22 protein-coding genes are annotated in these 24,716 nt (G+C 53.4%); 9 read left to right on the top strand and 13 right to left on the bottom strand.

The genetic code is table 11. The features are described 5' to 3' along the window. Nucleotides 1–204 precede the first annotated feature (204 nt). Nucleotides 205–873: a flagellar hook capping FlgD N-terminal domain-containing protein gene (locus tag ACHZB8_RS11630; protein WP_316860508.1), complete on the bottom strand. Its 669-nt coding sequence runs from the start codon at nt 871–873 to the stop codon at nt 205–207. 22 nt (nt 874–895) lie between these two features. Continuing rightward, entirely contained in the window at nt 896–3,100 is a 2,205-nt protein-coding gene (locus ACHZB8_RS11625) for a flagellar hook-length control protein FliK (RefSeq protein ID WP_316860506.1), read from the bottom strand. 294 nt (nt 3,101–3,394) lie between these two features. On the opposite strand from ACHZB8_RS11625, the gene mnmA reads away from it, so the two are divergent. After that, nucleotides 3,395–4,567 carry a tRNA 2-thiouridine(34) synthase MnmA gene (mnmA, locus tag ACHZB8_RS11620; RefSeq protein WP_316860768.1) on the top strand — a complete coding sequence of 391 codons (1,173 nt, stop codon included), beginning with the start codon at nt 3,395–3,397 and terminating at the stop codon, nt 4,565–4,567. A 71-nt stretch (nt 4,568–4,638) separates the two neighbouring features. Here mnmA and ACHZB8_RS11615 read toward each other — a convergent pair whose 3' ends face one another. Further along, on the bottom strand, nt 4,639–5,085 hold the full coding sequence (locus ACHZB8_RS11615; RefSeq protein WP_316860504.1) for a MarR family transcriptional regulator: 447 nt from the start codon (nt 5,083–5,085) through the stop codon (nt 4,639–4,641). Nucleotides 5,086–5,157: 72 nt separating this feature from the next. Between ACHZB8_RS11615 and ACHZB8_RS11610 the strand changes: the two genes are divergently transcribed. Both ACHZB8_RS11610 and ACHZB8_RS11605 read left to right on the top strand, forming a co-directional pair. Beyond that, complete coding sequence (locus ACHZB8_RS11610; RefSeq protein ID WP_316860502.1) at nt 5,158–5,613, top strand: hypothetical protein; 456 nt, start codon at nt 5,158–5,160, stop codon at nt 5,611–5,613. Nucleotides 5,614–5,946: 333 nt separating this feature from the next. After that, entirely contained in the window at nt 5,947–7,461 is a 1,515-nt protein-coding gene (locus tag ACHZB8_RS11605; protein WP_316860500.1) for a methyl-accepting chemotaxis protein, read from the top strand. A 124-nt stretch (nt 7,462–7,585) separates the two neighbouring features. Here ACHZB8_RS11605 and ACHZB8_RS11600 read toward each other — a convergent pair whose 3' ends face one another. From ACHZB8_RS11600 to ACHZB8_RS11570, 7 genes are all read right to left on the bottom strand, one after another. Beyond that, on the bottom strand, nt 7,586–9,070 hold the full coding sequence (locus tag ACHZB8_RS11600) for an ATP-binding protein (protein ID WP_316860497.1): 1,485 nt from the start codon (nt 9,068–9,070) through the stop codon (nt 7,586–7,588). A gap of 275 nt (nt 9,071–9,345) precedes the next feature. Continuing rightward, the gene (locus tag ACHZB8_RS11595) at nt 9,346–11,505 is read right to left on the bottom strand and encodes an exonuclease domain-containing protein (RefSeq protein ID WP_316860496.1); all 2,160 of its coding nucleotides are present in this window, start codon (nt 11,503–11,505) and stop codon (nt 9,346–9,348) included. A gap of 12 nt (nt 11,506–11,517) precedes the next feature. Then, nucleotides 11,518–11,883, bottom strand: a complete 366-nt coding sequence (locus tag ACHZB8_RS11590) for a response regulator (RefSeq protein WP_316860493.1) — start codon at nt 11,881–11,883, stop codon at nt 11,518–11,520. A gap of 32 nt (nt 11,884–11,915) precedes the next feature. Further along, nucleotides 11,916–12,437 (bottom strand): hypothetical protein, encoded by a 522-nt coding sequence (locus tag ACHZB8_RS11585; RefSeq protein ID WP_316860491.1) that lies wholly within the window; start codon nt 12,435–12,437, stop codon nt 11,916–11,918. A 120-nt stretch (nt 12,438–12,557) separates the two neighbouring features. Beyond that, nucleotides 12,558–14,399 (bottom strand): DUF294 nucleotidyltransferase-like domain-containing protein, encoded by a 1,842-nt coding sequence (locus tag ACHZB8_RS11580; RefSeq protein ID WP_316860489.1) that lies wholly within the window; start codon nt 14,397–14,399, stop codon nt 12,558–12,560. Nucleotides 14,400–14,509: 110 nt separating this feature from the next. Then, entirely contained in the window at nt 14,510–16,282 is a 1,773-nt protein-coding gene (locus tag ACHZB8_RS11575; RefSeq protein ID WP_316860487.1) for a sodium:solute symporter family protein, read from the bottom strand. 20 nt (nt 16,283–16,302) lie between these two features. Then, entirely contained in the window at nt 16,303–16,563 is a 261-nt protein-coding gene (locus ACHZB8_RS11570; protein WP_316860485.1) for a DUF4212 domain-containing protein, read from the bottom strand. A 511-nt stretch (nt 16,564–17,074) separates the two neighbouring features. On the opposite strand from ACHZB8_RS11570, the gene ACHZB8_RS11565 reads away from it, so the two are divergent. Continuing rightward, nucleotides 17,075–17,773 carry an RluA family pseudouridine synthase gene (locus ACHZB8_RS11565; protein ID WP_321974574.1) on the top strand — a complete coding sequence of 233 codons (699 nt, stop codon included), beginning with the start codon at nt 17,075–17,077 and terminating at the stop codon, nt 17,771–17,773. 92 nt (nt 17,774–17,865) lie between these two features. Here the strand turns inward: ACHZB8_RS11565 and ACHZB8_RS11560 are convergent, their stop codons facing one another. Beyond that, complete coding sequence (locus ACHZB8_RS11560; protein WP_316860483.1) at nt 17,866–18,369, bottom strand: hypothetical protein; 504 nt, start codon at nt 18,367–18,369, stop codon at nt 17,866–17,868. Between the two features lie 395 nt (nt 18,370–18,764). Here ACHZB8_RS11560 and ACHZB8_RS11555 point away from each other — a divergent pair, with 395 nt between their 5' ends. The 5 genes from ACHZB8_RS11555 to ACHZB8_RS11535 all read left to right on the top strand — a co-directional run bounded on the left by ACHZB8_RS11555 (nt 18,765) and on the right by ACHZB8_RS11535 (nt 23,539). After that, nucleotides 18,765–19,658 carry a metal ABC transporter substrate-binding protein gene (locus ACHZB8_RS11555; protein WP_316860481.1) on the top strand — a complete coding sequence of 298 codons (894 nt, stop codon included), beginning with the start codon at nt 18,765–18,767 and terminating at the stop codon, nt 19,656–19,658. A gap of 25 nt (nt 19,659–19,683) precedes the next feature. Beyond that, on the top strand, nt 19,684–20,592 hold the full coding sequence (locus ACHZB8_RS11550; protein ID WP_316860765.1) for a manganese/iron ABC transporter ATP-binding protein: 909 nt from the start codon (nt 19,684–19,686) through the stop codon (nt 20,590–20,592). 6 nt (nt 20,593–20,598) lie between these two features. Then, complete coding sequence (locus tag ACHZB8_RS11545) at nt 20,599–21,462, top strand: metal ABC transporter permease (protein ID WP_316860479.1); 864 nt, start codon at nt 20,599–20,601, stop codon at nt 21,460–21,462. Beyond that, a complete protein-coding gene (locus ACHZB8_RS11540; protein WP_316860477.1) occupies nt 21,459–22,304 on the top strand; it encodes a metal ABC transporter permease in 846 nt (281 codons plus the stop codon). The genes ACHZB8_RS11545 and ACHZB8_RS11540 overlap by 4 nt, the downstream gene beginning before the upstream one ends. Nucleotides 22,305–22,381: 77 nt before the next feature. Further along, complete coding sequence (locus ACHZB8_RS11535) at nt 22,382–23,539, top strand: iron-containing alcohol dehydrogenase (protein WP_316860475.1); 1,158 nt, start codon at nt 22,382–22,384, stop codon at nt 23,537–23,539. Between the two features lie 22 nt (nt 23,540–23,561). On the opposite strand, the gene ACHZB8_RS11530 is transcribed toward ACHZB8_RS11535, so the two are convergent. Both ACHZB8_RS11530 and ACHZB8_RS11525 read right to left on the bottom strand, forming a co-directional pair. After that, a complete protein-coding gene (locus tag ACHZB8_RS11530) occupies nt 23,562–24,032 on the bottom strand; it encodes a YaiI/YqxD family protein (protein ID WP_316860473.1) in 471 nt (156 codons plus the stop codon). 371 nt (nt 24,033–24,403) lie between these two features. Then, nucleotides 24,404–24,538 (bottom strand): hypothetical protein, encoded by a 135-nt coding sequence (locus tag ACHZB8_RS11525; protein WP_316860472.1) that lies wholly within the window; start codon nt 24,536–24,538, stop codon nt 24,404–24,406. Nucleotides 24,539–24,716 lie beyond the last annotated feature (178 nt).

Below are 24,716 nucleotides of genomic sequence, written 5' to 3'. Positions count from 1 at the left end.
GTGATGCCGTTCTCATTTCTTACGATAAGGTAAATTTTTTGTTGCGCAGGCGATATACTCGCACTTTGCAAGAGTATGTTTTTCTTTTACCTGAAAGGACTGCGAGCTCTATCGTAACATTCGGGTTTGAGAATGTTTTTGCTAGGGATTGCTTGCCTTTTCGTCCCGGAGTTGAGGCGGGAAGACCGAAGCGGGTCCTCCGGTTCAGGAGGCGGCTTCAATGCCTACGGACTTGATCTGGGAGGTCTGGATCGATTGGCCGTTGACCATCAGCAGGGGAACCGTAGAGGAAAGGTCCACATCTGTCACGACGCCCGATGTGTCTGTTGACAGGGTCATGGCGTTTCCATCCATATCCTTGGCGTCGAAGTTTATCGTGTAGGTACCCGATGCCATGCGGTTACCGGACTCGTCTGCTCCATCCCACGAGAAAGTCTGTTCGCCGCTTGAGAAAGCATAGTCGGACTGGGCATATACAACGGTTCCGTCCGCATTGGTGATATAAATATCTGCCGTGCCTTCGGTTTCTGCGGTGAAGCTGTAGGACGTGTCATTGAATTTGTCCAGATAAGCCTGAGACCCGTCGATGGTTACGGTCGTGCCAACGAAGTTGAGAACGCTCAGCGCATTGGACGCAGTCATCATTTCAGCCAGACTCTCCAGCTGTTCGTTTGATTTGATTTGCTGCTCGACACTGGAAAACTGGACCAATTGCTGGGTGAATTCACCCGAATCCATCGGCTCCATCGGATCCTGATGTTGAAGCTGGGTCATCAGCACGGTGAGAAATGTCTCGTAATTCTGGATGAGACCGGTCTTGTCCGCAGCGGAGCTGCTGGCCGTCTGTGATGTAATGGAACCGATTGATGTCATGGTCAGGTCTCCGGTCTCAAACTCAAATTACAAGATTTAATCCGCCCGTGGCGGAATACTGGTTCATTCTGCTGGCCTGGCTGGGCGCATTGACCGCGATCTCTTCTTCAGTGTCTATCGTGCTTTCACGGCTTTCCTGTTCGAAAAAGCTGTTATCCTGGTCCGCCATCTGCCAGCCTTGGTTTCCCTGATCCATCAGGGAGTATTCCAGACCCTGATTTTCGAGATTGACGCCATTTTGCTGGAGGCTTCTTTCAAGGAACCGCTGGTCCCTTGTCAAAAGATCAAGGGTCTCGGAGCGTTCGACAATCAAGTGAGCACGGGTTTGGCCATCCGAACCGACCGTCAGGCGGACATCGATCTTGCCGAGCTCCGGCGGATCCAGTCGAATTTCAAAGCGCGTTTCACCCTTCTGGGCGAATTTCGAGATCTCGGCGGCAATGGCACCTGAATTGGCAAGGCTCATTTGATGTGGCATCTGGCCGGTTCTGGCCAAGGTCTCAACTCCCGTCAGGCTGATGGTTGAGCTTTGTGGCGAAAGGGCTGCTGCGGCTGTGCTTGTCTGCGACATATCGTCGGCAATCGTATCTGTACCGGATTTTATGGGTTGTCCTTCGCCAAGGGCCATCATTTTGGAAAAGGCATCCCCTTTGGGTGCGCGGCTGACTGTCGCCTTGGCTTCAGCCGGAGATGCATCTGCGCTTTTGGCGTTGTTGGCAAGGACATCTGTTGTCTCAGTCGTTGATCCGGTTTGTGCGACTGAGGATTTGGTCGACTTGTCAACTGTTCCATCCTTGGTTTGCAGAAGCGGATCAACTGGCTGGGTGGTCGGATCCACTTCGGAATTCTGCGCTTTGGATGTGTTGCCGGTCGCATTGACGGCAGTCGTCTGCTGCTGGCCATTTTCGGCCTTTGCAGTTTTTACGGTTTCCTTGATCTGGGCCGTCTGTTCTGCTGCCGGTTGTTTGCCCGTCTCACTCAAGGTTTGTCCCTGAACGAGTTTCTCGGTCGGTGCAGCCGTAGCGGTTTCCTCACTTGCAACAGACTGGGCAGCTACCTGGCTGGTGCCGCCAGAGATCTCTGCGCTGGCAGCTTGTGGGGTCTGTTGCTGTGCCGGAGCGCCTGTGAGTTTGCCAGCCATGGGAATGTCGTCGCTGCTGGCGGGTATCTGGCTTTGTGCCTGTGTCTGGCCCTGATTGGTCGTTGCGACAGGTGCTGGTTCAACCTGTGCATTGCTGGTCGCTGAGATCTGTGATGCGTCAGGTGATGCACTTGATGTCGACACGGACTGGCTGATCTCGGAGACCTGTGCCGACTGGACATTCGCCTGCTGCTGGGAGGTGTCCGTTGATGACGTTCCCTGCTGTTCACCGAGCGCGGGAGCCTGTTCGCCTGCTGCGATCGGGCTGGCGGGGAGAACAGCATTCTGAGTTGGTTGGACAGGCTCAACAGGTCCCTGTTGTGCGCTTGCTTGACCCACTGTCTGACTGGCTGCCTGACTGGCTTTCTGAGCAAGGCCCTCGGTTGGCACTTCCGGAACTGTTGGCGCAGGAGCAGCCGTGCCGGATCCTGAAAGGCCTGCCACTTGCTGTACCTGCGTGGTTGTTTCGCCTTGCGCGACAGCCACGGGTTCTGAGGTCGATCTCTGGGCAGGAACTACAGGTGCCATGAGCGTTTGGGTGATGAGCCCTTCAGCCACGGTGAGGGGGGCGTCGTTGTCGGTCGTGTCCGGAGTTTCCTCTCCATTATCAGAAGAGGTTGCATCGGCCGTATTCTGTTCTGGTGGGACAGGGGTGCCTTGTGGCTGCGAGATGACTTGCTGTTGAGTCTCGGCAGACGGATCAACGCCCTGTTCTGCTGAGTTGGCCGCTTCGCTGTTGGCTGTATCTGCGTTCGCTTGCGTGTCGTTTCTGTTTTCAACTGCGGGCTTGACATCAGAAGACGCATCTTCCGGTGCTGGTGCCTCGCTTGATGACGCATTTTGCGCCTCGGATGATGGCTTGTTTGCAGCCTGCTCAGCCTCAGGTTTTCTGGTCTTTGTGCTGTCCGAGGAATTGGCTACATCTTTGGATGATGCATTTTTGCGGTTTTCGTTGGCCAGTTGGCGTTCGAAAGCGGATGCCGAGCCGGAGGAACTCGTCAAAGATGTGGAGCTTTTCGTCGAATTTACGCTCGACGCTGCCGGAGCAGAAACCGTGTTTAGCAAAACAGAATACTGAGCAGCCATACCCAACCTCATTACGCATTGTCAGGCATATGTATTCAAGAAATGTGCCAGATTTTTTTCGCTTTGTGTCTGGCTCGAAATGGCGGAAATCAGCCGGTTTTTCTGGATGCTCCTGATCACATGCAGGTCAATTATTGCCGTGATTGGAAAAAAATGCCGGGTACGCAATTCGGACCCCATGCCAATTTGGCCTTTTCAAATTGTGTAAAGTCGCTATATAAGGGCCTAAACTAGTGTCGGCGGCTCAACAAGCAGGACCAGAGCTTGCTGCCGAGAAATGATAGAATGGATCGATTGATGATGAATAGTCTCGATTTGCCTGGTCGCCCCGAAGACACCCGTGTTGTTGTTGCCATGTCAGGTGGTGTGGATTCGTCCGTCACTGCGGCGCTTTTGAAACATCAGGGCTATGATGTCATTGGTGTGACCATGCAGCTTTATGATCATGGCAAGGCCATGCATCGGGTAGGTGCCTGCTGCGCGGGGCAGGATATTCAGGATGCGCGACGGGTGGCTGAACATCTCGGCATTCCCCATTATGTGCTGGATTATGAAAGCCGTTTCAAGGAAGCGGTGATTGATCGGTTTGCCGAGAGCTATCTTTCTGGCGAGACGCCTGTGCCTTGCGTGACCTGCAACCAGACGGTCAAATTCGAGGATCTTCTTGAGGCGGCCAAGGATTTCGGTGCCGACTGCATGGCGACAGGGCACTATATTTCCTCCAAGCTGGTGGGCAACCGCCGAGTTCTGTTCCGCCCCTCGGACGAGGATCGGGACCAGACCTATTTCCTGTTCGCGACCACTCAAGAGCAGATTGATTTTCTGCGTTTTCCTCTGGGAGGCATGCCAAAACCCGAGGCGCGGGCGCTGGCGCGTGAGCTGGGGTTGATGGTTGCAGACAAGAAGGACAGTCAGGATATCTGTTTCGTGCCAACGGGCAAATATACCGACATCATCGAAATGCTGCATCCGGGCGCGGCAGAGCCGGGCAAGATCGTTCATGTCGACGGGACGCTGCTGGGCGATCACAAGGGCATCATTCACTATACGGTTGGACAGCGTCGCGGGCTTGGCGTCTCCTATGGTGGGGCTCCGCTCTATGTCGTCAAGCTGGACCCTGAAAAGAAACACGTGATCGTGGGGCCGCGTGAGGCGTTGGTGACCAAACGGCTCAAGCTGCGCGATGTCAACTGGCTTGGGCCGCAAGTGGTCGCCGAATTTCCTGAGACGGGCCTTGAGATCTATGCCAAGGTGCGTTCGACCCGTCCCCCAAAAGCGGCACTTTTGCACATAATGGCGGACGGCAGTTTCGAGGTGGAATTGCTGGATGGAGAGGAAGGCGTCGCGCCGGGGCAGGCTTGCGTGTTCTATGAAAGCACGGAAAAGGAAGCCCAGCTTTGGGGTGGGGGCTGGATAGCCAGCACTCAGACCGAAGTTGCAATCCCGGATGTTATCGACGTCGCCTAAGGTTGCAACCCACTCCGCAATGACATTTGGCAAAGGCCAGCTTGCAATAGCTGGCCTTTTTGTTTCTGACCTCAGGTCTTGGTCAAGGCCTTGTTCTCATTTGTCTCGATGACTCTTTGCATGAGTGCAATGAATTGCTGTTGTTCTTCTTTGGACAGGCCGACAAGCTTTGAGGCATTTTCCTCAATGGCCGCCGCGATGGCGGGATCGCGCAAGCTGCGGGCGCGGTCTGTGAGCCAAACTCTTTGAACGCGACCATCCGAGCTATCGGCCTTGCGGAGTATCAGGCCGTCCCTTTCCATTCGCATCAGCGTGTTGGCCATGGTTGCCTGCTCAATCCCCAACCGTTCGACCAATTGCTTTTGCGTCAGTCCTTCGGTCTCCCAAAGCTCGAGCAGAGCCGGGAATGTGCCAACCGTTAAGCCAAGAGCCTTTATGCGCTCTGTCAGGCCTCGGCTGAAGAGGCGCGCCATGTGGTTGATCAGATAACCTGCTGATTCATTCCGAGTGAATTCCATGCGGTATTTGTAGACTTGTATAGCTTGCTATTCAATGATATATAGCAGGCTATGTAAAAGGAGAGGTGCGACATGATCAAAGTCATTCATCCCATTGCGGGTGCCCTGGCGCTCTTGATGATTTCGAGTTTCTGGCTCAGTACGGCATTCGTCGAGCTCTTCGCGGGGGCACCAATTGTTGTTATGGTTAAGCAATTGATACCGTGGGGATTCACGGCTCTCATTCCGGCGATTGTGATTGCCGGTCTTTCAGGCAATGCGCTTGGTAAGAAATGGCGTAATCCGATCGTTGGTCGCAAGCGCCGACGGATGCCGATCATTGCAGCCAACGGGATTGTCATCCTGATCCCGGCCGCTCTTTATCTGTCGGCCAAGGCGCAGGCTGGGCAGTTCGACACCGGCTTTTATGTCGTGCAATTGCTTGAGCTTGTTGCGGGAAGTGTGAATATCACGCTTTTGGGGTTGAGCATGCGCGATGGCCTTGGGCTTTCTGGCAGGGTGAGACCTGGCTCTCTGCACAGCGAGTGAGTTTTGCTCAGATCTGGCTTAAAAAGGGTGGCCCCAGTTGAGGGGATTGGTGTGGAAAGCTCGACCACGGCAGGGATTTCAAGAAAAAAAGTGGTGTTTCAATAAACAGGATTTGAAGGTTGTGATACAACTTTTGCTGGCTGTTAATTGCCTAGTTTATCTATATATTTTCTAAGTTTCGCACTTTCAAAATAAACAAAACAGGCTCTGTGGTATATTGATCAATTCCGCCTAAAACCTTGGTATATATAATAATTTAGCATTTTTTAAAAAATTCTAACTACGCTTAAAATACCAAAACTCAGTTGATATAAAAAATAGAGGTGGTAAGGCGTGTTCGGATTCTCTCAGCAAACGAAGGCAAGTGCCGATGAGTTGCCGTTCCAGCAGAATTTGGAACATAAATCTCATCATGGAACGAATGTTGACGGCTTGGAAGCCGCAGCGGATTCAGGATTTTCTGACAAGTCCCAAATTCCCGAAGTGATGTTTGAAACCGTGCATGAATTGAGCGGTCTGGGGCTGACGCTCGCCGACATCTCCGGGGAAGTCGAGACGATCAACTCAGATACGACCGCCTGTTTCCAGTCCATCTCCGATCTTGTGACCGCTTCGGGTCAGATCAAGTCGTCCAATGACAGAATTCTTGAGGCGGCCAATCAGTCTTTCGACATTGCCGAAACCGCGTCGCAAGATGTGGATCGAAGCAGCCAGATGATCGACCTCACTCTTACCAAGGTGAGCGACCTCATGCAGGCGGTGTCCGGCATTTCCCAGCAATTGCAGGGGTTGCAGAAGGCTTTTACGTCGGTGCGGGACGTCGCCGATGCGATTGATGCCATCGCGAGGCAGACCAATCTGCTTGCCTTGAACGCGACAATCGAGGCGGCGCGGGCCGGGGAAGCGGGCAAAGGCTTTGCGGTTGTTGCCTCTGAAGTGAAGGCCCTTGCCACCCAGACCAGCCGTGCAACCGAAACGATCGGCTCTACGCTCGCCGAATTGGATCAGGAGGCTGAAGCTCTGATCGGGTTGAGCGGTGAGGCGAGCGATGCCATGGGCGAAGTGGAAACCAGCACCGTCTCGATGCAGGAAGTCATCAAGGGGCTGGATGAAACCTTCCAGAGCATTCAGGAATCTTCCGGAGCCATTCGCTCTCAGGTGCAGGATGCGGATCAATCACTTTCTTCGTTTGTGCAGGATGTCGATACGGTTCACGCAGCCTTCAAATCTACCCAAACCGGTCTTGACGGAGCTTGCGGGCGTTTGCTTGAGGTTGGTGCTTCGGCTGATAACATGGTCGCCAAATCCTCACTTGGTGGTGTTGAGACAAGGGATACTTTCTGCATTCAGGAAATCCAGCGTCTTGCCAGGGAAGTCGGAGAAGCTTTTGAAGCGGAAATCGCTCAGGGTCGAATCTCGCAAGCCGAATTGTTCGATAGTCGTTACGAGCCAATCGAGGGCACCAATCCGCAACAGGTGATGGCCCCCTTCACGACGATGACTGATCGCGTGATGCCGGGGTTCCAGGAACCGATCGTGGCGGAAAATGAAGCAATCGTCTTTGTCGCTGCGGTGGATAAAAATGGTTATCTGCCGACGCATAACAAGGCCTTCTCAGCGCCACAACGCGATGATCCCGTCTGGAATGCTGCCAATTGCCGAAACCGGAGAATTTTTGATGATCGTGTCGGTTTGGCGGCAGGGCAGAATTCGAAACCCTTCCTGCTGCAAACCTATCGCCGCGATATGGGCGGAGGCAAATATGTGCTGATGAAAGACCTGTCGGCTCCGATTTTTGTGAATGGTCAGCATTGGGGTGGCTTGCGAATGGGCTATCGTCCGGTCTGACTTCGTCTCGGATTGTGATTATCGTCTTGTCTTCAAGGAACGAACCCGGCTGTATGCCGGGTTTTTTCTTTTAACCTGTCTTGAGTGCATCAAGCCACTTTGGCAAACAGGCCAGAGGGTATAATCAATCAGGGTTGCCTGGCTCGGTCTGAATGCCGAGATCCTTGAGCGTGACGATGCGGTTGCCGCGCAGGTCGTTGGCGCAGACAAGATAGCCGCGTTCCTCCATATAGGTCAGCAGGAAACGGGCTCGGGACGGGGAACGGGTGCCATAGGCGGTTGCCAGCTCGATATTCGTGGGGCAGGCTTTGCCGGTCAGTGCCGCCTTGGCGAGCAGCAGATAGACCCCGCGCATGTCTTCCGGCAATTGCTCGGCGATGATGCCAGCCTGTTTCCACTGATCTTCATCAAGGGTTTCTTCACGTTCATCGACTCCAGCGCGTGCAACCGACAAAAGCTGACGGAATTCCTGCAAATCCGGGGTGGTCTTGAGACTTTTCTCGATCCGGCAGCGAACCTGAAAATCCTGATAAAGCACGGAGACCGGCTGATAGGCTGCTTCTGGATCATCCAGCAGGTCGGTAAGGATCTTGTGCAGGATTTCGGTGCGTTCCTCGTTGCTCAGGCCGGGGTCGAGATCCAGTTGGGGCTCTGTTTCCTTGCCGAATTTCTGGTCCAGCTGCCTCTCTGCCAGTTGTTGCAACACTTCCGAGGTGGTCTGCGCTGGTGGTTGGGTCGCAGGCTTCGGGTCGTCATCGGAGCCGGGTTTGAACAGAAGTTCATCGATATTGTCGAGCCTCACCTCAGGCAGCGGCATCAGCTTGGGGCTTGATGATCGGGCCGAGGTTTCCACCGCGCCAATCTTGATGGTTTCGGAGCGGCGATAGAGCGCCGGACCAAGGGCTACAAACTGGCCGCGATCAAGATTTCGGAAGGTTTCGGCCTGACGACGTTCCAGACCGAGAAGGTCGGCGGCACGGGCCATGTCGATGTCGAGAAAGGTGCGCCCCATCAAAAAATTTGAGGCTTCGGCTGCGACGTTTTTTGCCAGTTTTGCCAGACGCTGGGTTGCGATGATGCCCGCAAGACCGCGCTTGCGACCGCGGCACATCAGATTGGTCATCGCGCCAAGAGAGAGGCGTCGAGCCTCCTCGCTGACTTCTCCTCCCGCTGCCGGAGCAAACAGCTGGGCTTCGTCGACCACCACCACTGCCGGATACCAATAGTTCCGATCAATATCGAACAGGCCATTGATAAAGGCGGCCGCGGCGCGCATCTGTCGATCTGCATCGAGACCCTCAAGATTGAGGACAGCGGAAATACGGTGTTGGCGAACGCGAGCGGCGATCATGGTCAGATCTGCTTCGGTCCCAACCGCTTCGACTACCGCATGGCCATATTTGTCAGCCAGCGTTACAAAATCGCCTTCCGGATCAATGACGATCTGTTGCACCCATTTGGCACTTTGTTCAAGGATCCTGCGCAGCAGATGGGACTTGCCCGAGCCCGAGTTGCCCTGTACCAGAAGGCGCGTCGCCAGCAATTCTTCCAGATCCATCTCGGCCGGCTGGCCCAGTTTCATGGTCCCCAGATCTATGCTGACGGTCATTTTGGTCTATCTATCCTGTGTCGATAAGGTGGAACGGCGCGCAAGGTCTCAGATTCGCCTGCCATGCGCAAGAAACGGGTCGGTTGTTGCTGGCATTTTTGCTGTGAGGCTTTTCTGTGGGCGAGCATAGTTGTGATACATCAGCCCTCGAAGTCAATGAAAAAGCGCTGTCGGGCGTGACAAAAAAAGCCGATGGCAACAATCAGGCAACGCGTGGCTGTTGGAGTGGTGTTGATTTTTTCTTCCCGCTTTTCAAAAAAGGCAGGGCACGCCAATTAGTAGCGCGCCTGCTGTCTGCGGATTGCTTCGGCCTGTTTCTCCGCTTCAACAGCTTGTCGCAAGGTGGTGATGCCGGAGGCTTCCAACAGGTCGATGAGGCGAAGCAAGACCTCTGCGGTGGCAAGGGAGTCGCCCAAGGCCGTGTGGCGCACTTCGGGCGGGATTTCGATGCCGAATTGTTCGGCCAGAGCATCAAGCGTGAGGCTGCTTGTCTGTCCCTGCAATTGGGCGGCAAGCAGAACGGTGTCGAGAACAGGATTCTTGAAATGGACGCCTGTTTCACGCTGTTTGAGCTCTAGAAATTTCATGTCAAAGGCTGCATTGTGAGCAACCAAAACAGCATCGCTGACAAAAGCATGGAAGCGCGGCAGTACAATCTCTATGGGGTCGGCGTCAGCGACCATCTCATTGGTGATGTGGTGGATTTTCGTCGAGGCAGGGGGAATGGATCGCCCCGGGTGAACGAAGCGGTCAAACACTTCGCCTTTTATGATGCGGCCATTGACAATGCGCACACCGGCAATCGAGATGATTTCATCGCCGCCAGACGGGTCAAGACCGGTTGTCTCTGTGTCAAACACCACATAGTCCAGCTCGCGCAAGGGAGCGTCTTCGAGGGAACCAAGATATTTCCGCTCCATCAGCTCGAAATCGTAGAATTCTAGTCTTTCGGGAAGGAGGAACGTTTGTTCGTCCTGCACGGAAAGACTGTGATGATCACGGGCGCGGGCGAGGGGCAAACGCAAATAGGCGCAGCCTTCATCCGAGCGAGCACTCCAGAAGTCTGTTTTGTGACGGCTCAGGGCATCTCTTGAGTTGATCCCGGCCAAATCCTGATCAAGCGGTTCTTCAAGCCAGTTGTTGATTTGCGCTATGCTCAAGGGATCCCCGCGCCAGCAAAGATCGATATAGACCTTTTTTGCATGTTCGCTCGCTTTGAATTGAAAGGCTCGAACTTCAGTCAACTCAGCGGTTCTGCGCAAGGCCAATTCCAGCAATTCAACAATGGTGATTGAGTCGCAATGGAGCCAGACCGATTCACCAACAAATTCGCAAGTGACTTTCATGGTCTCGGAAGAGTTGCGTCTCAGAATCGAATTGAACAGGGACGATGAATAGACATCGCTCATGGGCCAGGCGCTTGTCAGCATTTCGTGTGACTGCTGATCGTAGAATTCGAGGCGTTCCGCAAGCTTTGAGGCTTGTTCGGCAAGCATCCGCTCGAATGACCGACGCGTGTCCTGATCTATCTTGTAGTCGCCATCAAGCATCTGCGCTGTCGCCAGAAGGTTGGCTGCGGGATGGCGCAGGTCCACAAGAGCGCTGTGCAACAGTTTGTCTCGCTCGATATTTTCAGCCAGTTGGCGCGTCATGTCCTCGAATGTCACAAGAAAGCCGAAGGGAGTCGGGTCCTCTTCGTTGAGCAGCAAGGTCATGCGGCCCTGAAGTGTATGTTTGCCGTCGGCCGTTGCGCAAATGACCAATTGGCTGAGCCCTTCCCTATGTCGTGTGTGACGGCCCTGCTCAAAGCGATGGGTAAGCCTTTCAAGGGCATGGCGGAAGGGAGCTGCGGAGACTACGGAGAAAAGCGAACGGCCAAGGCCTATATCGCCAGCAACATGCAGGATCTGCATGGCGTGCCGGTTATAGAGCAGGATCTTGAAATCGAGTGTACAGATCAGAATTCCCTGATCCAGAGACTGGATGACGCTTTCAAGATGCGTTGTCTGTTTCTTTGCATCCTGTATTGCCTTGGCTATCCTTTTTTCCGTCTGTGTTCGTTCCTCAGTCAAGGCTGCGGAAATTTCGGTTATGGCGGGGTTGAGCAGTCCCAGATATCTGCCTGTTTCCTCGTCCAGTTGTTGCGGCGATCCCGCATGGACAAGGGAACGAACATTCTTGACAATTCTTTCAATTGGCTGGGCAACATTGACGTCGAACTTCTGCCAGACCCAGGCGGTCATGAAGAAAATGCCAAAACAGGCAATGCCACCAAAAAGGATCAGATGCGGCAGAGCATCAAAGCCTATTCGTTGCAAGGCAAATCCGAGGCTCACGACGAGGATGGCACAGGATGCAAAGGCGATAAGCGCGAAAAAAAGAAATATTCTGAGGCGCAAGCTCAGGCGCTCCAGCCTGTTTGTCAATGTGGCCATTCCGGGGTGATCCTATTTCAGCAATTCCTCGACCGTTTGTGCGACTTTTTGCAAGGAGAAAGGTTTGCTCAAGCAGCGGTGGGCACCCACGGACAGGCCTTTTTCGATTTCTATGTCGCGGCTGCCTGCATTCATCATCACGATCTTTATGTCCTGGCTTCGCTGGTCTGAGCGGATGGTCTGGCAAACGTCATAGCCATCACGGTCAGGCAACGAGGCATCAAGAAGGACCAGATCGGGATGACGCTCCATCACAAGGTCAATCGCTTCCTTGCCGCATTGAGCCGTTTCGACGCTGTAGCCCTCTGACTTCATGAGATGTTCAAGAGCAAAGGAAAATGTTGCTTCGTCATCGACAACCAGAACGGATTTTGTCATTGGCTTTTCTCCTCGGATGGGTCGACTTGGGGCTAATTCGCACAAACTGCATTCAATAAAGGATCTTCACTGTTTAGATCGAACCATGTCGTGTTCGCTTGCAGATCGCTGGTTGAGGGGGGCATGTCGCCGGTCCAGTCGGCCCGGCGATTGCCGGTGCAATCGACCAGTTGCTGAATGGACGTGGTCGGGCCATCTTTCTTGGCTTCAAACAGGGTCGCCAGCTTGATGCCCGGAATATTGTCATTGGTTTTCATGCTCGCCTTGTCCAGCGCAAGAAAGCGGTCGGTGCGCGGCACGATATAGGAGAGGGGCTGAAGCAGGCTTTTGCCTTGCGCTTTCTGCAAGACAACCACGTCCTCGCCGAAATCGTGGGTGGCGCGCGAATACCAGCCATAATCGAGCACGATTTGCAAAAGGATCATCGCCGTTCCGGCTGCAATCGGGATAGCGCCTTTTGGTCGTGGACGACGCAGCACATATTTGTAGAAAAGGATGGCAAACCCGGCTGCTCCGATACCGGCAATGAATGTTCCTAGCAAGATGAACAGCATAGTCTGGGGCTCCTGATGTTGCGTTCTTTTTTTAAAGGTTCTTGTCTTGTTTTTCGCATAGAAACCATACAGTTGGTAAGACAGCCCTTCGTTGGTGGCCAAATGGCTATGAGCCTTTGGTCAGATTTTGACGCCTTGCGCATGTCCAAGGGCTGACTGTTGGGTCTTGATGATGATGAAGGCATCCTTGAGGTGGTTGCGTTCCAGTTCGCTGAGCGTTCCGGGGGCCATGAAATTGTCCGGCTTGTGGCCGTCGCGGATTTGCTTGGCCTGATGCTCAAGACGAATGGTCGTGATCAGGTCATAGGCATCGATGAGGTCCTGAGCGCCGGAGCTGCTGATGGTGCCCTGCTCCTTGGCCTGAAGCAGCCTCTCGCGGGTATTGGCCGCGATGATCGCCCCTTGCAGGGCATAGGCGCGCGCCAGATCGACAATGGGAACGACCCCGTTTAGTTTCAGATCAACCGTATCCTTGTGCTCACCTTTCTTGATCAGGGCAAAGCCGCGGAAAAAGCTCAAGGGTGGGGTGTGCGTGAGCGAATTGGAAATCATGTGGGCGCGGAAGATGCTGTTCTTCTTCGTCTTGTCGAGGGTTTCCTGATATAGGCCTGCAAACAGGCTTTTGTCGCCGACGATGGGGCGCAAATCGAACATTACGCTCGCCAGCATCTGGGCCATGGGATCGGGTTTTTCGATCCAGTTGCTGAAATAGCTGCGCCAGACGGATACCGGCTGACACCAACGCGGATTGGTGGCCATCATGTCGCCGGGACAATAATAGAAACCGCAAGCATCAAGGCCGTCCGATACAAACTGGGCAAATTGTTTGAAATAGGCCCCATGTTCTGCTTCGTCATAGCTGTCATCAAGCATCAGGCAATTGTCCTGATCGGACACACCGGTCTGTTCCTGACGCCCCTGCGAGCCGCAGGCAAGCCAGAGATAGGGGATTGGTGCCGGGCCGAATTTCTCTTCTGCCAGTTGCACGAGGCGCCGTGTCAGGCTGTCTGTGACATTGGTGATGATGCGCCCGATATTGTAGGGATCGACGCCACTGCCGACCAATTGCGCCAGCATTTGTGGCACCTTGTCGACGATGGCGGCCAGTTTTTCGAAACTGTTCTGCCGCTGGAGATCACGGATCAGGAAAGGTGCCGAAACGGCCTGCCTGCGTACCAGATTGGTGTTTGTCAGGATGCCGACCAGCTTGCCATTCTCGACCACAGGTAAATGGGTGTGCGTGCGTTCCATCATCGCCATCAGGGCATCAAAGCCCAAGGCATCCGGCCCAAGGGTGAAGGGCTCAGGGGTCATCACGTCCTTGACAGGTGTTTCCAGACTGCGTCCGGCGGCAATGATCCTGTGTGTGAGGTCGCCCGAGGTCAGAATGCCGGTCAGTTTTTCCTGCTCGGTCACAAGAAGGCAGGAAATGTTCTTTTTTTCCATCACTTTGGCGGCTTTGTTGACCGAAAGATCGGGGGCCACTGTGATTGGATTGGCTGTCATCAGGTCGCCGATGGTGAGAGAAATCAGATCTGTTGTCGCGTCCGACGCTTTGGGGCCGGAGGATTTTCGCGCCAGAGAACTGTCGAAAAATGCATGAAATGAGGGGTAGTCTGCGACGAGTTTCTCGAAACTCTGAGTCGGGATCAGGAACAGGATGCTGTCCTGACTGGCAATGGCCTTGTTTGGCGCTCCGCTGCCCGACAACATGGCGCGCTCGCCAAAACAATTGCCGACATTGAGATGCAGCAGCAATGTTTCTTCAGGCGTTATGAGATCGATGGCACCTGATCTGATGAGGTAAAGACCGGAAACCGCTTGGCCCACTTCAAGGATCGTCTCTCCTGCCTTGACTGAAATCTCAGTGGCCAGAGTTGCCAGCTCCTCGAGTCTGTCTGTTTCCAGCAGGTCAAACGGATGTCTGTGGGACGCAAAGTCGGCAAAATCGGACATGCTCATCTGTCGCTCCGAAATGTCATGAGAAAATCCCGCCGAAGATGTCGGCGGGATCTTTTTGCTTTGTGTCGAAGGTCCGCAAGGGGCAGGTTGCTGCCCTTCGCGACTTTGTCTTAGTGATCGATCGCAGCACCGGCGCCTTTTGGTACACGGATGCTTTCGACCAGATCCTGAATGTCCTGCGGTGGCTCTTCGGTTGCGGAAGACACAGCATAGGCAACGGCGAAGTTGATGATTGCGCCGATGGTGCCGAAGGCTTCCGGAGCGATGCCGAGGAAGTGGTTGGCAGTGGTGTTAGGCAGCATTTCCGTGCCGGGGATGAAGAACCAGCCCTTGTATGTGAAGATATACAGAAGGGTGGAGAGGATACCGGCGAGCATACCAAGGGTTGCGCCCTTGGAGTTAACACGCTTGGAGAAGATGCCCATCATCAAAGCTGGGAAGATGGACGATGCTGCAAGACCGAAGGCCAGAGCAACCACCTGTGCCGCAAAGCCTGGAGGATTGAGCCCCAGATAGGCAGCGACAGCAATGGCAACCGCCATGGAAACGCGGGCATACATCAGCTCTTGTTTCTCGGAGATGTCCGGAGTGAAGGTGCCTTTGAGAAGGTCATGCGAAACGGCCGATGAAATGGCCATCAAGAGACCTGCTGCGGTAGAAAGCGCGGCAGCAAGACCACCAGCGGCGACCAGAGCAATCACCCAGTTTGGCAGTTTGGCGATTTCAGGGTTGGCCAGAACCATGATGTCACGGTCAACGCTCAACTCGTTGCCTTTCCAGCCGAACTCGTCTGCTTTGGCTTTGAAGCTTTCAGATGCGTCGTTGTAATACTGGATGCGGCCATCACCGTTTTTGTCTTCGAATTTCAGAAGACCGGTGGTTTCCCAGTTCTTGAACCAGTCCGGGCGCTCGTCATAGGCGAGGTTGCCGTCTTCTGCACCAATGGTGCCGGTCTGGATGGTGTCCATGAGGTTCAGGCGAGCCATTGCGCCAACGCCGGGAGCGGTGGTGTAGAGGATCGCGATGAAGACCAGTGACCAGCCTGCGGTCCAACGTGCGTCAGAGACTTTCGGCACGGTGAAGAAGCGGATGATAACGTGCGGCAGACCAGCCGTACCGATCATCAGGGACATGGTATACATGAACATGTTGAGCGGGTTGGACGTGAAGGCCGTATATTCCCCGAAACCAAGGTCTGTGACCACCTGATCAAGTTTGGCCAGCAGAGGCGTGCCGGAGACATGGTCAGCGAACAGACCAATCTGTGGCAGGAAGTTGCCGGTCAGTTCCATGGAAATGAAGATGGCAGGAATGGTGTAGGCAAGGATCAGAACGATATACTGAGCGATCTGAGTGTAGGTAATGCCTTTCATGCCACCCTGAACCGCATACAGGAACACGATAGCAGTACCGATCAGGAGACCGGTGGATGCATCCACTTCCAGGAAGCGGGAGAAGGCAACACCAACGCCTTTCATCTGACCGATAACATAGGTGATCGAGCAGATGATCAGGCAGATAACTGCCACGATGCGTGCGGTTGATGAATAGAAGCGGTCACCGATAAATTCAGGAACGGTGAACTTGCCGAATTTGCGCAGATAAGGCGCAAGCAACATGGCGAGCAGCACGTAGCCACCGGTCCAGCCCATCAGGAAGACCGAAGCACCATAGCCGTTGAAGGCGATGAGGCCTGCCATGGAGATGAAGGATGCCGCCGACATCCAGTCGGCAGCCGTTGCCATGCCGTTGGCAACAGGATGAACGCCGCGACCTGCAGCGTAGAATTCACCGGTCGAGCCGGCACGTGCCCAGAAGGCAATCCCGATGTAGAGCGCAAAGGACGCGCCTACAACGATATAGGTAAGAGTTTGAAGATCCATAATCTAGCTCCTCGCGTTCCTTATTCTTCAACGCCGTATTTTTTGTCGATTGCATTCATGCGGTATGCATAGAAGAAGATGAGCCCCAAAAAGACCCAGATGGATCCTTGTTGAGCAAACCAGAATCCCAGATCGGATCCTCCGACTGAAATTCCGGATAAAGCAGGACGAAGAAGCAGACCAAACCCGAATGACACAATAAACCAGATGATCAGGCAAATCGTGATGAGGTTCAGGTTAGCTTTCCAGTAGGCATGCCCGTTTTCGTTATTTTCGGCCATAATTCCCCCCATGGTGATGAACCAATGATCGGTTCATGTTCCATTTCCGAAGTCCTGTCGTTTCAAAAGGCTGTCTTTTTTCAAAGCAGTTCCTCAGCTGCTCCGAGACAATTTTTTCTTCTGATGGCGAACAAGACCATGTGAGTTTTTAACTATCCGGTTCGTAAATTACGTGACCGGCAGTTCTCAGATCTAAAATGAGAGGCGAGAATAATTCAATTAATGTTTCGTATAATTCCGTCATCCTTTAGTCGCGCGATGTGTAGATGTGCCTTTTACTAAAAATTGACGCCATTTTTGTTTGCTTTAACTTTAGTCGACTAAGTTTTTATATTTGGATGAAAGTATAATTCGGTATTTGGTTTTCTTTGAGAATCCTTGCTTTTCGCAAGGGTTTTATTATCGAGGTGATGGTGAAAGCGCGGGAGAATCATATGCGCCTCTCTGATTGGCAGCTTTTTCTGATCTTTTTGGAGTGATGCATTCGGCGATTGACCTTGTGGAAATGCTCATGCATATGAAGCGCATGACCCATCCTGCCAGCCTGACGCCACCATTGCTTGCATACAATCCGCCTTCAGAGCCTTATCTCAATGTGCTCTTTGAAGATTCGCATATTGCCGTTATCGAAAAACCTGCCGGTTTGCTCAGTGTGCCGGGAAAGGCAGAAGAGCATTGGGATTGCCTTGACTATCGCGCAAGGCAAAGATTCGGCGATACGCGCATTGTTCATAGACTGGATATGGATACCTCGGGGCTCATGGTGCTGGCCCGTGATGCGATAAGCCTCAAGGGGCTTGGGCGGCAGTTCGAAAAGCGCAAGGTTGAAAAGCACTATATCGCCCGCGTATGGGGGCACGTGGATCAGGAGCAGGGATGCATCGATCTGCCCCTCATCTGTGATTGGCCGAACAGACCCAAGCAAATGGTCTGTTTCGAAAGGGGAAAGGCAGCAAGAACGGATTGGCTTGTGCTGGATCGTGATGCGGTCAGCACATTGGTGCGGTTAACACCCCATACGGGTCGATCACATCAGCTCAGGGTTCACATGCTTTCCATCGGGCATGTCATTCTGGGAGACCGATTCTATGCCGAGGGAGAGGCGCTCACCTCGGTGGATCGATTGATGTTGCATGCAGAGCGCCTGAGTTTCATTCATCCCGTAAAGGGGGAATGGGTCGAGTTCGAAAGCCCCCGCCCATTTCCGTAATTCATGCCGAGCCGCTTTCATGTGGCGCGATTGCAGGTTTGGCAAGTCTCACCATGACTGCCCATGACGCCAGCTTCCATCAAATGATGGGGTCATTTTGTCCAATTGATATAAAGAAATTCTGCTTCCTTGCCATTCATGCTTCGGCTTCCCTGTGTCTGGAAGCTGTTCTCTGCGGTCAATATGAATGTCGTGGAAAGCGCATTGGTCCCCTTTTTGCCGTTGAGGCGCAGACTCTTGCCATTGACCCGTCCCGATATCTGGATGTCGGCAAATTCGCCCCGTTGCAGAATCGGATAACCGGAGATGATGCCGTTGCTTGCCTGGGTCAATGTGGATTTGAAGCTTGATGTCGCTGAAACGGACCCGCATCTTCCGCTTAGCTCCAGACTTTTCGACGGTTCGCTATATTTGGCAGTCAGCCGGCATGCAATCGGATCCTTGCCGGGATTGTCGCCTTTATAGTCGATCGTGCCCTTGCCTTTCCAGCTGCCTTCAAAAGCCTGAAGGAAATCAGCTGCTGACGCACAAAGAGTGGAAATGGCCAAGCCAAACATGACTGTGGCGGCTGTCGTGATAAATCGAGAAGTCTGCATGCCTGTTCCTCCTATCGATGAGTTGACACAGAATGTTCTGGCAGGTGCTTTATTCCTAATCCAATCAGATGTCAGTTTCTTGCTTCGGATGCTGTTTGCCAACAGCAAACACGCCCATTCTTGTCTTGTCGGAGCTTGATCAACCGCTGTGTGGCATCAAAATGTGGTTTGTTTGCGCCAAGGGGTGTGCTATTTGTGAATTAGCCAAGGCTTTATAATGTCGCATTGGGTTGTAAAAATTGTGGATTATTTGCGAATGATTTGCAATTGCAATTGTTCCGTTTCAATTGGGTTGTTATCGTCGTCGATGTTCAATGGTCTATTTTCCTTTGGAAATTGTCCCGTGAGCGCATTCTGAACCGTCTTGCGCATCATGCATGATTTGGGAGAGCTTGATGAAAGCCGTGAATCTGTCTGTCCTTTCGTTCGTTTTTGTGGTGGCATTTTTGGGGTCGGCGCAGGCGGGGGAAAAATTCAAGGTCGTGACCACCTTTACAATCCTTGCCGACATGGCTCGCAACGTGACGGGCGATCTGGCAGAGGTTGAATCGATCACCAAGCCCGGTGCCGGCATTCATGATTATCAAGCCACGCCAAGAGACATGCTGCGTGGGCAGGGGGCTGATCTGATCCTATGGAATGGTCTTAACCTTGAGCGATGGTTCGAGCGCTTTTTCGCCAGTTTGCGCGGTGTGCCCAGTGTGGTCGTGACCGAGGGGATCGAGCCGATGGCCATCGGAACGGGTCCCTACAAGGGCAAGCCAAACCCTCATGCCTGGATGTCGCCTTCCAATGCCCTGATCTATGTCGACAATATCGCCGCGGCGTTGGTGAAATATGACCCGGCGAATGCCAGTCACTACGAGTATAATGCCGAGCTATACAAGAGAAAAATTCACGAATTTGCAGACCCTGTCCGCGATGTGCTTGCTTCGATCCCTGACAAGAATAAGTGGCTTGTGACCGGTGAGGGGGCTTTCAGCTACATGGCGCGGGATTTCGGGCTGAGGGAGCTTTATCTCTGGCCGATCAATGCGGATCAGCAAGGAACACCAAAACAGGTCAAGCGCGTGATTGATATCATCAGGGCCGAAAAGATCCCGGCCATTTTCTCGGAAAGCACCGTCTCCGACAAGCCGTCCAGGCAGGTGGCCGAAGAGACCGGGATAAAATATGGCGGGGTGCTCTATGTGGATTCCCTGTCCAATAGTGATGGACCGGTGCCCACCTATCTGGATTTGTTGCGTGTGACGTCCCAAACGATTGCAGATGTGCTGACGGAAGAGTGAAGCGAGTGACACAATCATGAATGATATGACTTCGTTGGCAGCAAAACAGGATTCGCGTGAGATGGGATTGGTCGCCCGGGACATAACCGTGACCTATCGCAATGGCCATACTGCTTTGCGGCACGCCAGTTTTTTTATTCCCAAGGGGTCTATTACCGCGCTTGTCGGGGTGAACGGGTCTGGTAAATCCACGCTTTTCAAGGGATTGATGGGCTTTGTACCGCTGGCGGCCGGGTCGGTGGAGATTCTGGGGTTGCCGGGCAGGGAGGCGCTTCGGCGCAATCTTGTGGCCTATGTTCCGCAGGCCGAGGACGTGGACTGGAATTTCCCTGTTCTCGTCGAGGATGTGGTCATGATGGGGCGCTACGGCCATATGGGGTGGCTACGCATTCCCTCTCGGCATGACCGGATGATGGTGCAAGAGGCCCTTGAACGGGTCAACATGCATGAGTTCCGAAAACGTCAGATTGGCGAGCTTTCCGGCGGGCAGAAGAAACGCGTCTTTCTTGCCCGTGCCCTGGCGCAGGAAGGCAAGGTGATCTTGCTCGACGAGCCCTTCACCGGAGTGGATGTCAAGACCGAAGAGCAAATCATTTCGTTGCTTCGCTCCTTGCGGGATGAAGGCCATATCATTCTGGTCTCGACCCACAATCTGGGCTCTGTGCCGGAGTTTTGTGATCGGACGGTTCTGGTCAATCGCACGGTGTTGGCCTCCGGGGCGACGCGGGATGTTTTCACGCAGGAAAATCTCGAAAAGGCGTTCGGTGGTGTGCTGCGCCACTTCATCCTTGGGGGGCGGGATCTACATGATGATGATGATACCCGTCAGGTGACGGTTCTTACTGACGACGAGCGTGCCTTTGTGGTTTATGGCGAAGCAGATGAGGATGGCAACAAGGTCTCTCATCAGCCCCGGAAATCGAAAAAGGGGTGATGCAAAATGAGTTATTTGCTTGAGCCCTTTTCCTATGACTATATGCGTAATGCCATGTTCATCACTTCATTGGTCGGGGCTATTTGCGCTTTCCTTTCTACCTATCTGATGTTGAAAGGCTGGTCGCTGATCGGTGATGCGCTCTCGCACTCCATCGTGCCGGGTGTCGCCGGTGCCTACATGCTGGGCCTGCCCTTTTCCCTTGGTGCATTTATCGCCGGAGCCTTGGCCGCCTCCACGATGCTGTTCCTCAATCAGCGCACCAAGCTTAGAGAAGACGCGATTATAGGCCTGATCTTTACCGGCTTTTTCGGCCTTGGGCTCTTCATGGTGTCGCTCAATCCGGCATCGGTGAATATCGAGACAATCGTGCTGGGCAATGTGCTGGCGATCACCAAGAGCGACAGTTTGCAGCTCCTGATCATCGGTGGCGTAACCCTGTTGATCCTGCTTTTGAAATGGAAGGATCTGATGGTGGCCTTTTTCGATGAGAGCCATGCCCGCTCCATTGGCCTGAATCCTGACATTCTGAAGATCCTGTTCTTCACGCTTCTAAGTGCGTCAACCGTTGCTGCGTTGCAAACCGTCGGGGCCTTTCTTGTCATTGCGATGGTCGTAACGCCCGGAGCGACCGCCTATCTGGTCTCTGACCGGTTCCCGCGGCTGATTGTCATATCCGTTCTGATCGGAACGCTGACCAGCTTTGTTGGCGCCTATATCAGCTATTTTCTCGATGGTGCAACTGGAGGGATCATTGTGGTGTTGCAGACGCTTGTCTTTCTTCTGGCCTTTGTATTTGCACCCAAGCACGGATTGCTGGCAGCAAGACGAAAGGCGAAAGAAGCTCTTTTGCAGGAGGTGGGGCGATGAGCGGCGTTTTTGAGACGGCGATGATGCCCTTTCTGTTTCCCTTCATGCAAACGGCCTTTCTTGTTTCGATTCTCGTTGCCATTCCGATGGCGCTTCTTTCCTGCTATGTGGTTTTAAAGGGCTGGTCTCTTATGGGCGACGCCATTTCTCATGCGGTTTTCCCCGGTGTGGTGTTGGCCTATATCCTCAATCTTCCTTTCACGATCGGAGCTTTTGTGGCGGGAATGGTCTGTGCTGTTTCGACCGGCTGGCTTACGCAAAATAGCCGCATCAAGGAAGATACGATTCTGGGTATCGTCTTTTCGGGCATGTTTTCGCTGGGGATCGTGCTTTATCTGGAAATCGAGACCGATGTTCATCTCGACCATATTCTCTACGGCAACATGCTTGGTGTGCGCTTGTCTGATTTGTGGACTGGCCTGGTGATTGCCTTGGTGACCACGGCTTTCATCCTCGTCAAGCGGATGGATCTGCTGGCTCATGCCTTCGATGCCCAGCATGCGATGGCAATCGGTTTGCCCGTCACCTTTTTGCATTACGGTCTGCTGGCGGTCATTTCCCTCACTGTGGTTGGAGCCCTGACCAATGTCGGCATGATCCTGTCGATTTCCTATCTCATCGCACCGGGAGCGATTGCATTTCTGTGGAGCAGGACCTTTGCGTCGATGATGTGGATCGCAGTTCTGGTTGCTGTCGGTTGCTCTGTTTTCGGCGTTTATGTCAGTTTTTACATTGATAGTGCACCGGCTCCGACGATCGTTCTGTCCATGACTATACTATTTATTCTTGCCTTTCTCTTCAATATATGGCGTAACCGTTTGATATCACAGAAGATTGCTTGATTAATGTGCGGCAATAAAATGCTTGCTTGTTACGAGCGCAGCTGCTTTCTTCTTGGCATGAAGCTGCGGGAGGAATCATGGCGGAATTCGTTTTTGATACAACACCGAGCGTTCGGTGCGGTGCTGGACTGAGCGCACATATCGGGCCAGTCATTGCGGATGAATATGGGTCATCCGTGATGGTCGTGACCGATGCGGGCCTTGTCTCCGTGGGGCTGGTCGATCAAGCTGTCAAATCGCTGGAAAAGGCTGGAGTGAGGGTTGTCCTTTTTGACGGCGTTGTCTCGGATCCGTGCCTTGATGTCGTGAATGCGGCGCGTCTTCAGGCTGTCGATGAGAGTGTCGAGGTGATCATCGGTTTGGGTGGTGGCTCCTGTATGGATGTTGCCAAGCTCGTCGCCTGGCTCGTTCATAACAATGAATGCCTTGGAGATGTTACCGCGATTGACATGACCAAGGGTGGGCGTTTGCCACTGGTTCTGATCCCGACAACGGCTGGTACGGGAGCCGAAGTGATGCCGGTTGCTGTGGTTGCCATTGAGGGAGGGGAAAAAAAGGGGCTTGTTTCCCGTCACTTCCTGCCAGATCTTGCGGTTCTTGATGCCAAACTGACCCTTGGCTTGCCTGCTTCGATCACGGCTGAGACCGGCATGGATGCCATTGTTCACGCTATCGAGGCTTACACATCCACCTCTCTTAACAACAATCCCATTTCGAAAGGGCACGCGAAAGGGGCTCTTGAGCTGTTGGGGGGCAATATTCTTGCTGCGGTCAAGGATGGCAGCAATCTCGAGGTCCGGACCAACATGCTGCTTGGTTCATTCCGGGCCGGGCAAGCCGCGGCCAACAGTCCGCTTGCCGCGGTGCATGCGCTTTGTTATCCGATTTGTAGTCGTTTTGAAGCCCAACACGGGCTGGTCAATGCCATTCTCCTGCCCCATGTGATGACCTTCAATGCATCTGTTTGCGCTGATGACTATACCGAGTTGGCAGTCTTTCTGTTTCCCGATCTTGTTTCCGTGGCCAAGGAACGGCGTCCGGCCCTGATGATTACCCGATTGGCCGATCTTGTTTCTGCGCTTGGGCTTCGCACTCAGCTACGGCAGTTGGATATCAAGCGTGAGGAGCTTGCCGAGTTGGCTCTTGATGTCATGAAGAAGACCCGTCTTCTGCATAACAATCCAAGGCCTGTTGACGAGGCTGCTGCTCTGGCGATCTACAAGGCTGCCTGGTAGATTTTCTGCTCTGCGGGGTGCCTTAGCCTTCTATGCGCTTGAGTTGGACAATGGCTTCGTGAAGGCTGGAGAGAAAGCGCGAGCGATCAGCCTTGGAAAATGGGGGAGGTCCTCCTGCGACGTCTCCAGTTTCTCTCAAGTCCGCCATCAGGTTGCGCATGGCAACCGCCGAGCCGATGGAATTTTCAGTGAAGGGCTTTCCATTGGTGCCGATGACCGTGGCCTTTTGGGTGATGCATCTTTGTGCCAGAAGGATGTCCGCAGTGATCACGATTGCCTTGCTGTGGGCATGCTCGGCGATATAGTCGTCCGCGACATCCGGGCCGTCTTCCACCTTGACGAAGCGGACCACGATATCTCTTGGCAGGCGCATGAACTGATTGGCGACCAGTGTTACCGCAAGGTCATGGCGTTCGGCCACCTTATAGACTTCTTCCTTGACCGGGCAGGCATCTGCGTCCACGAAAATTTCGATAGCGGTGCTTTGAGGCATTGTTTGGCCGGTGCTTTCCTTCTGATGGAGCTGTCGCTCCGTTTCAAGGTGGGTGAGGGCTGGCCATACTATAGCGATCTGGCTCGCTAAAGAAAGATGCCCTGCCCCGGACAGGTCCGGGGCAGGGCATGATAGTCATTACGAAGAGGGTCAAATCTCATGTAAAATCGGGGAGGAGGCAACATGAGACTAGAGGGGTTCCTCTCCGTAAATGACCTTGCCTCTTTGCAGAGGCTTCGTTGGCTCACTTACAGGGCATACCTTACGACTTTCGTCGTAATCGAAAAAGAGGCATTATCGCCTAGCAGCCCTGATATTCGCGCATGGCTATGCCGAAATTCGCTATGAATTTCAATGTTTTTTACGTATATTTACTTCTCTTCGCGGCGATAGAAGGTCATGGCTTCCCAGTCGCGACGATCAGGGTGAATGCGGGTCTCGCCAGAGCCCAGATTCGTGAAGATCTTGAGTGCTTGAAAAATCGGATTTTTGCTTTTGTCGAACATGGCGGGATCTTTTCTGCTGGTTTCCTGAATTGGCTTTTGCGGCTTGTGCCTGCTTTTCTTGATTGGCAATTCTACTGATATCTGGATGTGCAGAAAGGGCCGAGATTGCGAAGCACCCATGTTGTCTGCGCATGCCAAAAGGCATTGCGTTGCAGATCTGATTTGTAAAAAGGCGCTG

This window comes from uncultured Cohaesibacter sp., assembly GCF_963556055.3.
Lineage (GTDB): Bacteria > Pseudomonadota > Alphaproteobacteria > Rhizobiales > Cohaesibacteraceae > Cohaesibacter.
The sequence above is the reverse complement of the archived record's forward strand: the minus strand, read 5'-3'. Positions and strand labels throughout refer to the sequence as shown.